Below are 13,322 nucleotides of genomic sequence, written 5' to 3'. Positions count from 1 at the left end.
GTGGTCCGGCGGGTCAACACGGGATAGCCCGCATAAACACAGTTGTGAGGTGAGGGCCGGCAAAAATGCTGCTGCGTCCTTTGCATGTCCAAGGAGATGCGGCGCTTTCATCCAACCAAAGTCTGATGTGGTTCAGGCGATCTTCTGTTGGTCGCGCCCGGCGCCGATCAGCACAAGCATGGCGACGAGGAACAGATACATCCAGCCGTCCCGCCATTCGAGCGGAAAATAGCCGGCCCATAGTGATTCGGCCATGCCGAAAGCGGCCGCGCCCAGTGCCGCCCGGAGCGGCGAGAGATAGCCGCCCACTGCCGTCACGAACAGGATCTTCAACCCGTAGACCAGACCAGTGCCGAAGCTGATGTTGCCGTAGTAGAAGCCGGCAAGCACCCCGGCCAGCGCAGCGCAAAGGCCGCCGAAAAGCACCGCGCGCCGGAACACCGCGCGGACATCGACGCCGCACATCGCCGCCGCCTTGGGATCGTCGGATACGGCGCGCCAGCTCCGACCGAAGCTCGAATATGCGAAGCCCCATGCAGCCAGTGCGATGGCCGCCAGCACGGCGGCGCAATCGAGCAATTGGATCAGCGTCAACGTCGCCTTGAAGCTGGCATTCTGCGCGAAGACGATGGTCTGGGCCAGCATTGGCGGCAACCATAGGTCATGGGTATCGGCGGCGATACGGCTGGCTTCCGACAAGACCAGCAATATGCCGAGCGTCGTCACCACGATGGCGTTGGGCGAACGGTCGGCCAACGGTTCGAAGATGCTTCGCGACAGGACATGGCTGAGCAGCGCCGCATAAAGGAACGCCGCAGCTACGCCAAGCGCGACCGATGCAAACAGCGTCAGCCACAGCGCCTGATAGCCGAACGCCGCGGTGAGGATCATTGTATGCCCGCAAAAGGCGAACAGCGCCCCATAGGCAAGATTGGTGCGGTGCAGGATGCCGTTGGTCAGCACGTAGCCGAAGGCAAGCAATGCGTAGAGCGCGCCCGAATGCAGCCCGTTTAGAACCTGCTGGAAGAAATAGAGCATGCGGTCGCCTCCGTCACGAGCGTTGCACCCGGAATCTAACTTGTCAAACGCGATTTATCGGTTAGATTTCGCCATATGACAGTACCCTGGACCCCGCACCGCTTCACCGGCGGGATGCTTGCGCTCGACACGGCGAACACGGTCGTTTTGCGGAACGATCCGGAGAAAATCTTCGATCGTTTCGAAGATCCGGCCGAGATCGCCCGCTTTGCCGAAGCCGCGAGCAGCTTTCGCGCCGTTGAGCTCGGCGGCAGGCGGCTCGAAGCGCCGGTGCCTGAAAAGATCGCGCCGATGGTGCTGTCGATCCGGGAGACGACCGATCGGCTGTTTCGCCGTGCGGTGTCGAAAGGTGCGATCGCCACCGGCGACATGCCTGAATTCCTGGAAGCCTGCGCCGATGGCCTCGCACAAAGCCGCACCGAAATCGGTGCGCCGGGAAAACCGTTCGGCGATGCGGCGACGCCGGTCGCCTTCGAGGTAGCGCTGGCCATCTCGGCGCTGTCGCTGCTGCGCGACGACACCATCGCCAGGCTGAGGATATGTCCCAATTGCAGCTGGCTGTTTGTCGACCGAAGCCGCAATTCCAGCCGCCTTTGGTGCGACATGGCGGTATGCGGCAACCGCCAGAAGGCAAACCGTCACTATCGCCGCCGGACGGCGGCCAGGGAGGTCATCAATGTCTAAAATATTTTGGCGCGCGATCGTTGTCGGCGCGGCGTTGTTTGCGACAGCCGTGCTTGGCGCTTGCCGTGATTCCGGCAAGGACCAGTTGTTCGCCATTTCCGGGAAGCTGTTCGAGTTCAACTACCGGCTGGGTATCGCCACCTACGTCATCACCCTCAATCCGCTGCGGCCAGTGGGTGAGGGACAGGTCGCCGTGGTCTCCTTCCAGAACCCGGCCGGCGGTGATCCGATCATCGTTAACCAGAAGATATGGCCGAAGCTGCCGCATGTGACGCTCACCAGCCCGCCGCTCACTTGCGTCGTCAAGGACAAGCCCTATGCGGTGTCGATCCGCATCGAGGATTCCAGCGGCAAGCTGCTGCAGAGTTTCGAGACGACGCTGACGTCCTCGCTCGACCAGTCGGTGCTGCCTGACCGGCCTCTGGTGGTCGGGCCGGTCTACGAGCTCAACAAGGACCTGGCCGGCCATGTCGACGGCAAGCTTCCCGGCGAACCGAAGCCCAGTTGCCCAAAGGCTGCATGATGCGTCACCAGCGGCACTGACCGTCGCCGGAATTTTCGTGCTCGGCCATCCTGCCCGACAGGCGTTTCGTGGCGCCACCCGGCCGCGCACGGATCATTTGTTGCGCACCGCGTTGCACCTTCGATTTTGTTTGACCTCCCCGGCAAGGGAAGAAAGACTGTAGGCACTCGACTCCGACGTTGGCCGCGCACCTCTAGGCGGGGCCTCCGCACAGGAAATGCCTGATGACGCTGCACAATGTCGCGCTAGACGACAAGTTCGACCTGGCAAAGGAGCGTATCTTCCTGTCGGGCGCCCAGGCGGTCATCCGCATGCTTCTGATGCAGCGCGAGCGCGACCGCCGGGCTGGCCTGAACACCGCCGGTTTCGTCTCCGGCTATCGCGGCTCGCCGCTCGGCGGCCTCGACATGCAGCTGTGGAAGGCGAAGAACCAGCTCGCGCAGTCGGACATCGTCTTCCAGCCCGGTCTCAACGAGGAGCTCGCCGCCACCGCTTGCTGGGGCTCGCAGCAGGCCGAATTGTTGGGCGAGGGCACGCATGACGGTGTCTTTTCGGTCTGGTACGGCAAGGGTCCGGGCGTCGACCGCTCCGGCGACGTGTTCCGCCACGCCAATCTCGCCGGCTCATCCAGACATGGCGGCGTGCTGGCCCTGATGGGTGACGACCATATGGCCGAATCCTCGACCAACGCGCATGCCACCGAGTTCCTGTTCGTCGACACCATGGTGCCGATCCTCAATCCGGCCGGTGTCCAGGAGATCATCGATTACGGTCTCTACGGGTTTGCCATGTCGCGTTTTGCCGGCACCTGGGCGGCGATCAAATGCGTCAAGGACAACGTCGAATCGACGGCCTCGGTCGATGCAGCGCTCGAACGGCTGAACATCGTCGTGCCGGACTTCGACATGCCGCCCGGCGGCCTCAACATCCGCAACGAGATCGACATGCTCGGCCAGGAGGAGCGGTTGCATGAATACAAGCGCGCCGCCGCCTCGGCCTTCATTCATGCCAATGGGCTGAACCGGATCGTCTATTCAGGCGGCCGCAGCCCCAAGCTTGGCATCGTCACCATCGGCAAGAGTTATCTCGACGTTCGTCAGGCGCTGGAAGATATCGGCATCGACGAGGCGGTCGCCAATCGTATCGGGATCAGGCTGTTCAAGGTCGGCTGCCCGTGGCCGCTCGACCTGCAGCACATTGCCGACTTCGCCCGCGGCCTCGACACCATCGTCGTCGTCGAGGAGAAGCGCTCGCTGATCGAGGTGCAGTTGCGCGAGAACCTTTACGGCACCGCCACGCAGCCGGTCATAGTCGGTAAGAAGGACGAGCGCGGCGACTGGCTGTTCCCGGCCAAGGGCGCGCTCGACCCCAACGACATCGCCATCGCGCTCGGCGAGAGGATCTTGAGAACGATCGGCCCGTCGGAGGAGATCGCCGCGCGGGTAGCGAAATTGCGCCAGTTCCAGGCGATGCTCGCCGACACGTCAGACGTTGCCTCGCGCACGCCCTTCTTCTGCTCCGGCTGCCCGCACAATTCCTCGACCAAGGTGCCGGACGGCTCGCTCGCCGCCGCCGGAATCGGCTGCCATTTCATGGCGCTGTGGATGGACCGCAACACCGTCGGCTTCACCGCCATGGGCGGCGAGGGCGCGCAATGGGTCGGCCAGGCGCCGTTCTCGAAGCGCGAGCACATCTTCCAGAATCTCGGCGACGGCACCTACAACCACTCGGGTGTGTTGGCGATTCGCTTCGCGCTGTCGACCGACGCCAACATCACCTACAAGATCCTCTACAATGACGCCGTCGCCATGACCGGCGGCCAGCCGCACGAGGGCGGCCTGACGGTGGACATGATCGCCAGGCAGGTGCGCGCCGAAGGCGTCGAGCGCATCGCCATCGTCACCGACGAGCCGGACAAATATGCCGGCAAGGTGGAATTTCCCGCTGGCGCCACCATCCACCACCGAGACGACCTCGACCTCGTCCAGCGCGAGTTGCGCGCGGTCAAGGGCGTCTCGGTGCTGCTCTACGACCAGACCTGCGCCGCCGAGAAGCGCCGCCGCCGCAAGCGCGGCACCTTCCCCGATCCCGACAAGCGCGTCTTCATCAACGAACTGGTCTGCGAAGGCTGCGGCGATTGCGGCGTGCAGTCGAATTGCGTCTCGATCCAGCCGGTCGAAACCGAATTCGGCCGGAAGCGCAAGATCGACCAGTCGAGCTGCAACAAGGACTTCTCTTGCGTCAACGGTTTTTGCCCGTCCTTCGTCACCGTGCACGGCGCCAAGATCAGGAAAGCCGAAGCCATCGCCGGCGCAGCCGACCCGCTCGCAGGGGTGCCGGTGCCGGCGCAATTTCCGCTCGGTGAACAAGGCTGGGCGGCGATCATCGACGGTGTCGGCGGCACCGGCGTCGTCACCATCGGCGCGGTGCTCGGCATGGCCGCGCACCTCGAAGGCAAGGGCTGCGGCATGATCGACATGGCCGGCCTCGCCCAGAAGGGCGGCTCGGTGTTCACCCATGTCCGCATAGCCCGCACGCCGGACGACATCCACGCCATTCGCGTATCGGCCGGCAAAGCCGACCTTGTGCTTGGCTGCGATCTCGTCGTTTCGGGTGCCAAGAAGGTGCTGGCCGCGGTGCGCGAGGGCCATACCATCTTCCTCGCCAACACCGCCGAGATCATGCCGGGCGAGTTCGCCCGTTCGGCCGATTTCTTACTGCCTGTAGAGCGGCTGAAGAAAGCGATACGAACCGCCGCGGGCGACAACAAGACGCATTTCTTCGACGCCACCCGCACCGCCACCGCGCTGTTCGGCAGCTCGCTCGGCGCCAACATGTTCATGCTCGGCTTCGCCTTCCAGCACGGCGGCCTGCCGCTGTCGGCCGAGGCGGTCGAGAAGGCGATCGAACTCAACGGCGAGGCGGTGGCTATGAACGTCGCAGCATTTCGCTGGGGCCGCCGCGCCGCCCACCAGCCGGATTTCGTCCGCAGCCTTCTCGCCCAGCCGGGCAAGGCCACGCAGCATGCCGCCATTGCCGAGACGCTGGACGATATCATTGCTCGCCGCGTCGCCTTCCTGACCGCCTATCAGAACGCCGCCTATGGCAAGCGCTATGCCGACAGACTGGCGGCGCTGCGCAAGGCCGAAACCAATGCTGTGCCCGGGTCGACCGTGGTGACCGAGGCTGCCGCAAAGAACCTGTTCAAGCTGATGGCGATCAAGGACGAATACGAGGTGGCGCGGCTTTATACGGACGGCTCCTTTGCCGCAGAGCTCGCAAAGCAGTTCCAGAGCTACGGCAAGCTTGAATTCCATCTCGCACCGCCGATCATGGGCAGGCGCGGCAGTGACGGCAAGCCGAAGAAATCGAGCTTTGGCCCGTGGATGATGAACGGGTTCCGCCTGCTGGCGGCGATGAAGGGCCTGCGCGGCACGGCTTTCGACCTGTTCGGCTACAGCGCCGAGAGGCGTATGGAGCGGCAGCTTCTTGCCCTCTATGAAGCCGACCTGGAGCTTGTCGCCGGCGCGCTGGCGCCGGGCAAGATCGAGGCCGCTGCCGCGCTTGTTTCGGTACCAGCGCTCATCCGCGGCTTTGGCCACGTCAAGCAGGCCAGTGCCGAAAAAGCCGCCGGCGAACGCCAGCGTCTGCTCGACCGCCTCTCGACGGCGCCGCTGCGGCCGCAACTTCAAGCCGCCGAATAATTCAGCGCTGTGATACGCCTTGTTTACCTGAACTGTAGTTTCCCCGCTTCCGCTGCGTCACCAATGAATGCCAATAGAGCCCAAACCGCTGCTCTAAACCTTTCTTAAGGCCAATGTGACACTGCTGGGTTCCCCAGGGTTGGGATCCAGGCGTGAATCTGAGACGAAAAAACGAGATTCCGGTCGACGTTTACATTCCGTTCGTGGAAACGCTGTTTCGCGACGGGTTCACGCTGTCGATCGGCCTTGTTGCGCAGACACTCCTCGTCATTCTGGTCTATTGGAAGACCATGGACTTGGCGTATCTTTTAGTTGCCGCTGGGCTCATCATTGTCGGTACTCTGCGCCTTCGCAACATCCGAAAATATGGGCGACTTCCTTCCCCGACGACGTGGGAAGAAGCCCATGATCGCGAAAACGATTACATAATTTTCGGTTCGATGCATGGTTTCATGCTTGGCGCGTTCTGTTTCGTCAGTATCTATCTGGCAAATGACAGCCACGACAACTATGCCGAAATAGCCTCTGTCTGCGTCACTCTGGCATCGGTCACGTCGATTGCCGGCCGCAATTATGGGTCGCCGCGCATGGTCATGATTTTTATCATAACCACCACATGGCCCATATCGCTTGGCTTTATCCTGCGCGGCGATATCTACCACATCATCCTCGGTCTGATGTCGGCCCCTTTTCTGTTTGCGATCAAGCGGTTCGCCGACATCGTCCGCGAAGTCCTGTTTACCGCCCTGTCGGAGGAAAAGAAGGCGAACCGCATCGCGCAGCGTTTCAACCGCGCGCTCAACACCATGTCGCATGGCCTTGTCATGCTTGGTCCCGACGGCCGGGTGGCGGTGGCCAATGCCGAAGCCGCGCACCTGATGTCGCTCAAATCGGCCGATGCGCTGCTAGGCCGCTCGATCCACGGTCTGCTGATGCGCGGCGCTGCCGGCGGCATGCTGGCGCCGAAAGATTGCCGTTACATCGAAGCCCAGCTGACGCGTGCGTTGCGCGAGGGCCGCGACCGCAAGGTTCTGGTCTCGCTCACCAACGGCCAGCACTATGAATTTTCGGCGCGCGAAGGCAGCCAGGAACTGGGCGTCGTCACTTTCGAGGATGTGACCGCCCGGGTCGAGGCGGAAGACAAGATCCGCTTCATGGCGCGCTACGACAGTCTCACCGGCCTGCCCAACCGCGCCTACTTCCACGAACTGGTCGTGGAATCCATGGAATCGGGCGACCCCGAGCGTCTCTGCGGGCTGGTGGTGCTCGATCTCGATGATTTCAAGAGCGTCAACGACACGCTTGGCCATCCGGTTGGCGACGGCTTGATCTACGCCGTTGCCGAGCGGCTGGCGGCAGTCGCTGGGCCAGGCATCACCGTCAGCCGCTTCGGCGGCGACGAGTTCATGATCTTCTTCGAGCGCATCGAGGATGAAAGCCACCTGACCGGCCAGGTTGATGAGATCTTTGTCAATCTACAGGGCGAGGTCGATGTCGCCGGCCACGGATTACGCATCCAGGCCAGCGGCGGCGCGGTGCTGTCGCGGGTCAAGGATACCGACGTTGACGCCATGATCGTCAAAGCCGACCTTGCACTCTACAAGGCCAAGGAGCTTGGCAAGAACGGTTGGCGGCTGTTCGAGGCCTCGATGGACGCCGCCTTCCGCAGCCGTCAGCTGATGAAGGCGGACCTGCGCAGCGCCGTGGAAAACAACGAATTGCGGGTGGTCTATCAGCCGATCGTGGCGATGAGCACCATGCGTATCGCCAGTTGCGAAGCGCTGTGCCGCTGGGATCATCCCGATCTCGGGCCGATTTCCCCCGGTATCTTTATTCCGCTGGCGGAGGAAATGGGGATTATTTCCGACATCAGCACCTTCGTCCTGCATGCGGCCTGCACGGAATGCGCCAAATGGCCGGCCCAGACCAGCGTGTCGGTCAATCTCTCGGCCAAGGATTTCCGCAACCGTGATGTCATCCAGAAGGTTCGCGACGCGCTGGCCGAATCCGGTCTCTCCGCCGGACGTCTGGAGATCGAGGTCACCGAGACGGCGCTGCTCGACGACAAGTCGCTGACACGCCAATATATCGAGGAGTTGAAGCGGCTCGGCGTGCGCATTGCGCTCGACGATTTCGGTACCGGGTATTCGAGCCTCAGCTATCTCCACAAACTGCCGCTCGACAAAATAAAGATCGATCGCTCGTTCCTGATGGATGTCACTCAGAACAGCCGGTCGCTCGAATTGCTCAAGGGCATCGTCAACCTGTCACGGCCGCTGGGACTTTCGGTTACCGTCGAAGGTGTCGAGACCTTCGAACAGCTCAAGATCCTAGCATTGCAGGTCAAGCCGGACATGGTCCAGGGCTTTCTGTTCGGGTCGGCACTCAGCGCGTCCGGCATCGAGACGATGTCGAGCACCGTCTGGCCCTTCGCCAAGGACATCCAGACGGCAAGGAAGGCGCCGCGGCGCTGACTTCGCGCTGAAAAACCGCGTATTTTAGTATAATTTTATTAATTGTTAACCTTAACGAGCGGTAAACGAGCTCCTACTTATTTTCATCTTTACATCTCATGACCCGTCCGTAGTGTCGGCTGGTGGCGGTAATCGCGGGGAATAGAGTTCATGTGTGCCCAGTTGAGTTCGCTCGGCCATGCGGCGGGCGCTGGTGGGAAAGATGCGTCCGAGACCATGTCCAGCTTCGCGCAACATGTTTATGCGCTGCTTGACCGGACGGAGTACCGACGCTGTGAAAGCGGCGAGGACTTCGAAAGCATTTACAGGCTGCGCTACAATTCCTATCGGATGAACGATCTGGTGCCCGAGAATGCGTCCCGTCAGGTCCATGACGAGTTTGACGAACTGCCCAATTGCCATACGTTCGGAATCTACATCGAGGGGCGGCTGGTCAGCACAATGCGCCTGCATAACGTGTCTGCTGATAACGCCACATCACCAGCGCTCAGCGTCTACAAGGACTTGTTGATGCCGCGTCTGGCGGCCGGCGAAGTCTTTATCGACCCGAGCCGTTTTGCCGTGGACGCCGAATGGTCACGGCTTTACCCGCAGATCCCGTATGTGACGCTGCGCCTTGCGGGCATGGCTTGCTTCCATTTCGGCGCGCCTTATTGCATATCCATGATCCGCGAGGACCATGCGGCTTTCTACAAGCGCATCTATCGGGCGCGACCGATTGGCGATGCGCGGCCCTATGCCGGCGTGATCAACTGTTTCGCGCTGCTTTATCAAGCCGATGTCCTGGCGATCAAGAATGAAACCTACGCTCGCTTTCCGTTCTTCCGTTCGACGCCAATGGAGCAGCGCATGTTGTTCGATACGCCCGGTGCCGGCGAACTCGCGCCGCTGACCATCCTGCCCACCGCCAAGTATTTTCGCGAAGCCGCCTGAACGAGATCATGGAGCCTTCCGGTTGCTTCGGCGTTCTGGCAAGGGTGCTGGTGGTAGGTCGGCATGTCTGACATCCGCCAAGCATCGCTTCGACAGCGATCCGATCAAAGGAACCGATATGACCATTTCGACGCTCGCCCTTACTCCACTTATCTCGCTGATTGCAGGCGTGCTGATCCTGGTGATGCCGCGGCTGCTCAACTATATCGTCGCCCTTTATCTGATCGTTGTCGGCCTGCTCGGGTTGTTCCCGCATCTCGCCGGCTAACGACATCGGCAATAGCGGACCTGCCATCCATTGTGATTGGTATCGCCGCGCTCCGCCCCGCCTCGTTTTCAGGCTCGGGTCAGTCATAAGACCGCTGCGCATGTTGCGCCACATCATTGACGCAGCGATTTCCAGTTTCGCTTGAGACAGTTGGCTGCGGCGATGCGGCAATAGCGCCATTGCCCTTGACGCGGCTTTTCGCTATGTGCCTGAAAGATGTCTTCGAAGGGGTATTCCTATGGCTGAACACACGCCGACCGGTCCTGTCGAACTGGGCGCGAAGATGGACTATGCCGAGCACGACCGCACCTATGCCGGCTTTGTGATGCTGGCCAAATATGGATCGCTATTTTGCGCCGCCGTGCTTCTGGCCATGGCGTTCGGCTTCTTCGTGGGCGGTTTCTTCTCGGGGACTATCCTGTTCGTTCTGATCCTTGCCGTCGGCGCCTTTATTCTCCGGTAGACTCCTCCAACCTTTGTCGAGGGCGCCGCCGGGGGCCGGTCGGCGTCTTGGGTAACGGGTTCCGGCCGAAAGGATCATGCGGTGGGACAGACGGTTTTCATCCCTCGTGAGCTTGACGCGAACGAGCCGCGCGTCGCGGCCTCGCCCGACACGGTGAAACGGCTGACGGCACTGGGTTTCGACGTGGTCGTCGAAGCCGGCGCCGGAACGGCGTCGCGCATTCCCGACGAGGAGTTTGCCAAGGCGGGCGCCGCGATCGGTAAGGCCGGCGATGTTTCCAGGGCTGATGTCGTGCTGAAGGTGCGCCGGCCGAGCGAGGCCGAGCTGAAAGCCTATCGGCCGGGCACTGCCGTCATTGCCATCATGGATCCATATGGCAACGATGCTGCCGTTGCCGCGCTGGCAAAGGCCGGTGTTACTGCCTTTTCCATGGAGTTCATGCCGCGCATCACCCGTGCCCAGTCGATGGACGTCCTATCCAGCCAGGCGAACCTCGCCGGCTATCAGGCATTGATCGACGCGGCTGGCGAATATGACCGGGCGTTGCCGATGATGATGACCGCGGCCGGCACGGTACCGGCGGCGAAGGCCTTCATCATGGGCGTCGGCGTCGCCGGTCTGCAGGCCATCGCCACCGCGCGCCGCCTCGGCGCCGTGGTCACCGCCACCGACGTGCGCCCGGCCGCCAAGGAGCAGGTTGCCTCGCTCGGCGCAAAATTCCTGGCGGTCGAGGACGAGGAGTTCAAGGCGGCCGAGACGGCCGGCGGCTACGCCAAGGAAATGTCAAAGGAGTATCAGGCCAAGCAGGCGGCGCTTACCGCCGAGCACATCGCCAAGCAGGACATCGTCATCACCACGGCGCTGATACCCGGCCGGCCCGCGCCGAAGCTGGTATCGGCGGCGATGGTCGCTTCGATGAAACCCGGCTCGGTGATCGTCGACCTCGCGGTCGAGCGCGGCGGCAATGTCGAGGGCGCCGTGCCGGGGCAGGTGGTGACCACGGCCAACGGGGTAAAGATCGTCGGCCATCTCAACGTTCCCGGTCGCGTCGCGGCCTCCGCTTCGCTGCTCTATGCGAGAAACCTCTATGCCTTCCTCGAGACGCTGGTCGACAAGGCGACGAAGACGCTTGCCGTCAACCGCGACGACGAACTGGTCAAGGCGACGATGCTGACGAATGGCGGCAAGGTCGTTCATCCTGCTTTCGTCAGGGCTGAGCAAGAGCCGCGCGTCGAACCGCCGGCCATTCCGGCCAAGACGATGGTTGCCGACGCTTCGGCCAAACCGGCTGCGAAGAAACCGGCCGCTTCAAGGAAGCCAAAGACCACCGGGGGGATCGCGTGATGGACCAGACCCTGCAGAAAGCCCTCGACCAGCTCGACCAGGCGACAGCTGCCGTCCGGCTCGCGGTACAGAACCTGGCCACCGCTCCCGGCACTGAGGCCGCCGCCGACGCCGCGCACGCGCTGTCCGGCGGGGCGATCGATCCCTTCGTCTTCCGCTTCGCCATCTTCGTGCTGGCGATCTTCGTCGGCTATTACGTCGTCTGGTCGGTCACACCGGCGCTGCACACGCCGCTGATGGCGGTCACCAACGCGATTTCCTCAGTCATCGTCGTCGGTGCGCTGCTGGCCGTCGGCATCTCTGCCTCCGGCATCGCCACTGGTTTCGGCTTCGTTGCTTTGGTGCTGGTCTCGGTCAACATCTTCGGCGGCTTCCTCGTCACCCAGCGCATGCTGGCCATGTACAAGAAGAAGGAAAAGTAGAGCGCTATGAACGCCAACTTTGCCTCCTTCCTCTATCTGGTCTCCGGCATCCTCTTCATCCTGGCGTTGCGCGGCCTGTCGCACCCGACCACCAGCCGCCAGGGCAACATGTACGGCATGATCGGCATGGGCATCGCCATCGCCACGACGCTGGCGCTGGCGACCCCATCCGCGGGAGGCTTCGGCCTGATCGTGCTCGGTCTGCTGATCGGCGGCTCGGTCGGCGCGGTCACCGCGCGGCGCATCGCCATGACCTCGATGCCGCAGCTGGTTGCCGCCTTCCACTCTCTGGTCGGCCTTGCCGCCGTCATGGTGGCGGCCGCCGCCATCTACGCGCCTGAAAGTTTCGGCATCGGCACGGTAAACGATATCCACGCCCAGGCTCTGATCGAGATGAGCCTTGGCGTCGCCATCGGCGCCATCACCTTCACCGGCTCGGTCATCGCCTTCCTCAAGCTCGACGGCCGCATGTCGGGCAAGCCGATCATGATCGGCGGCCGCCACTTCATCAACGCCGCGCTTGGCATCGCGCTCGTCGTATTGATCGTCCTGCTGGTCACCACCGAGTCGAAGCTGGTGTTCTGGCTGATCGTCGTGGCCTCGCTTGTCCTTGGCGTCCTGCTGATCATCCCGATCGGCGGCGCCGACATGCCGGTGGTCGTCTCGATGCTCAATTCCTACTCGGGTTGGGCAGCGGCGGCACTCGGCTTCACGCTCGGCAATCTGGCGCTGATCATCACCGGCGCGCTGGTCGGCTCGTCCGGTGCGATCCTGTCCTACATCATGTGCAAGGGCATGAATCGAAGCTTCATCTCGGTCATTCTCGGCGGCTTCGGCGGCGAGACGGCCGCAGCTGCCGATGACGGCATCGAGCGCACGGTCAAGCAGGGCTCGGCCGACGACGCCGCCTATCTGATGATGAACGCGCAGAAGGTCATCATCGTGCCGGGCTACGGCATGGCGGTGGCGCAAGCGCAGCATGCGTTGCGCGAGATGGCCGACAAGCTCAAGGCCAATGGCGTCGACGTCAAATACGCGATCCACCCGGTGGCCGGCCGCATGCCCGGCCACATGAACGTGCTGCTCGCCGAAGCCAACGTGCCTTACGACGAAGTGTTCGAGCTCGAGGACATCAACTCCGAATTCGCGCAAGCCGACGTCGCCTATGTCATCGGCGCCAACGACGTCACCAACCCGTCCGCCCGCGACGACAAATCGTCGCCGATCTACGGCATGCCGATCCTCGACGTCGACAAGGCCCGCACCTGCCTGTTCGTCAAGCGCTCGCTCGGCTCCGGCTATGCCGGTATCGACAATACGCTGTTCTACAAGGACGGCACCATGATGCTGCTCGGCGACGCCAAGAAGATGACCGAAGAGATCGTCAAGGCGATGGATCACTGAAACGGCGTCGTTGCCAACTCACTGCCGGTCGGTCGTCGAATACAGACCGGCTTCGCGCCGGGCTT

At 62.5% G+C, this 13,322-nt stretch carries 11 protein-coding genes; 10 read left to right on the top strand and 1 reads right to left on the bottom strand.

Annotated features, from left to right (window positions below):
- Positions 1 to 132 precede the first annotated feature (132 nt).
- Positions 133 to 1,038: a branched-chain amino acid ABC transporter permease gene (locus NKI85_RS05545; protein ID WP_352522516.1), complete on the bottom strand. Its 906-nt coding sequence runs from the start codon at positions 1,036 to 1,038 to the stop codon at positions 133 to 135.
- 75 nt (positions 1,039 to 1,113) lie between these two features.
- On the opposite strand from NKI85_RS05545, the gene NKI85_RS05540 reads away from it, so the two are divergent.
- The 10 genes from NKI85_RS05540 to NKI85_RS05495 all read left to right on the top strand — a co-directional run bounded on the left by NKI85_RS05540 (position 1,114) and on the right by NKI85_RS05495 (position 13,257).
- On the top strand, positions 1,114 to 1,722 hold the full coding sequence (locus NKI85_RS05540; protein WP_352522517.1) for a CGNR zinc finger domain-containing protein: 609 nt from the start codon (positions 1,114 to 1,116) through the stop codon (positions 1,720 to 1,722).
- Complete coding sequence (locus NKI85_RS05535; protein ID WP_352522518.1) at positions 1,715 to 2,245, top strand: hypothetical protein; 531 nt, start codon at positions 1,715 to 1,717, stop codon at positions 2,243 to 2,245. Before NKI85_RS05540 ends, NKI85_RS05535 begins: the two co-directional genes overlap by 8 nt.
- A gap of 224 nt (positions 2,246 to 2,469) precedes the next feature.
- A complete protein-coding gene (locus tag NKI85_RS05530) occupies positions 2,470 to 5,949 on the top strand; it encodes an indolepyruvate ferredoxin oxidoreductase family protein (RefSeq protein WP_352522519.1) in 3,480 nt (1,159 codons plus the stop codon).
- 152 nt (positions 5,950 to 6,101) lie between these two features.
- Entirely contained in the window at positions 6,102 to 8,423 is a 2,322-nt protein-coding gene (locus tag NKI85_RS05525; RefSeq protein ID WP_352522520.1) for a putative bifunctional diguanylate cyclase/phosphodiesterase, read from the top strand.
- Between the two features lie 150 nt (positions 8,424 to 8,573).
- Positions 8,574 to 9,356, top strand: a complete 783-nt coding sequence (locus NKI85_RS05520; RefSeq protein WP_023676258.1) for an N-acyl amino acid synthase FeeM domain-containing protein — start codon at positions 8,574 to 8,576, stop codon at positions 9,354 to 9,356.
- 118 nt (positions 9,357 to 9,474) lie between these two features.
- Entirely contained in the window at positions 9,475 to 9,624 is a 150-nt protein-coding gene (locus NKI85_RS05515) for a DUF3096 domain-containing protein (RefSeq protein ID WP_013528205.1), read from the top strand.
- A gap of 238 nt (positions 9,625 to 9,862) precedes the next feature.
- Positions 9,863 to 10,087, top strand: a complete 225-nt coding sequence (locus tag NKI85_RS05510; RefSeq protein ID WP_352522521.1) for an aa3-type cytochrome c oxidase subunit IV — start codon at positions 9,863 to 9,865, stop codon at positions 10,085 to 10,087.
- A gap of 81 nt (positions 10,088 to 10,168) precedes the next feature.
- Complete coding sequence (locus NKI85_RS05505; protein WP_352522522.1) at positions 10,169 to 11,431, top strand: Re/Si-specific NAD(P)(+) transhydrogenase subunit alpha; 1,263 nt, start codon at positions 10,169 to 10,171, stop codon at positions 11,429 to 11,431.
- Positions 11,431 to 11,853 (top strand): proton-translocating transhydrogenase family protein, encoded by a 423-nt coding sequence (locus NKI85_RS05500; protein ID WP_502895988.1) that lies wholly within the window; start codon positions 11,431 to 11,433, stop codon positions 11,851 to 11,853. Before NKI85_RS05505 ends, NKI85_RS05500 begins: the two co-directional genes overlap by 1 nt.
- Positions 11,854 to 11,859: 6 nt before the next feature.
- A complete protein-coding gene (locus NKI85_RS05495) occupies positions 11,860 to 13,257 on the top strand; it encodes an NAD(P)(+) transhydrogenase (Re/Si-specific) subunit beta (RefSeq protein WP_352776319.1) in 1,398 nt (465 codons plus the stop codon).
- The last annotated feature ends 65 nt before the right edge of the window (positions 13,258 to 13,322 follow it).

This window comes from Mesorhizobium sp. M0571, assembly GCF_040320985.1.
Classification (GTDB): Bacteria; Pseudomonadota; Alphaproteobacteria; order Rhizobiales; family Rhizobiaceae; genus Mesorhizobium.
The sequence above is the reverse complement of the archived record's forward strand: the minus strand, read 5'-3'. Positions and strand labels throughout refer to the sequence as shown.

Excerpts from the sequence above, each read along its gene's own strand:
- NKI85_RS05535 (WP_352522518.1), top strand. The coding sequence starts at position 1,715 with ATGTCTAAAATATTTTGGCGCGCGATCGTTGTCGGCGCGGCGTTGTTT.
- NKI85_RS05500 (WP_502895988.1), top strand. The coding sequence starts at position 11,431 with ATGGACCAGACCCTGCAGAAAGCCCTCGACCAGCTCGACCAGGCGACA.
- NKI85_RS05540 (WP_352522517.1), top strand. The coding sequence starts at position 1,114 with ATGACAGTACCCTGGACCCCGCACCGCTTCACCGGCGGGATGCTTGCG.
- NKI85_RS05495 (WP_352776319.1), top strand. The coding sequence starts at position 11,860 with ATGAACGCCAACTTTGCCTCCTTCCTCTATCTGGTCTCCGGCATCCTC.
- NKI85_RS05510 (WP_352522521.1), top strand. The coding sequence starts at position 9,863 with ATGGCTGAACACACGCCGACCGGTCCTGTCGAACTGGGCGCGAAGATG.
- NKI85_RS05530 (WP_352522519.1), top strand. The coding sequence starts at position 2,470 with ATGACGCTGCACAATGTCGCGCTAGACGACAAGTTCGACCTGGCAAAG.
- NKI85_RS05545 (WP_352522516.1), bottom strand. The coding sequence starts at position 1,038 with ATGCTCTATTTCTTCCAGCAGGTTCTAAACGGGCTGCATTCGGGCGCG.
- NKI85_RS05515 (WP_013528205.1), top strand. The coding sequence starts at position 9,475 with ATGACCATTTCGACGCTCGCCCTTACTCCACTTATCTCGCTGATTGCA.
- NKI85_RS05520 (WP_023676258.1), top strand. The coding sequence starts at position 8,574 with ATGTGTGCCCAGTTGAGTTCGCTCGGCCATGCGGCGGGCGCTGGTGGG.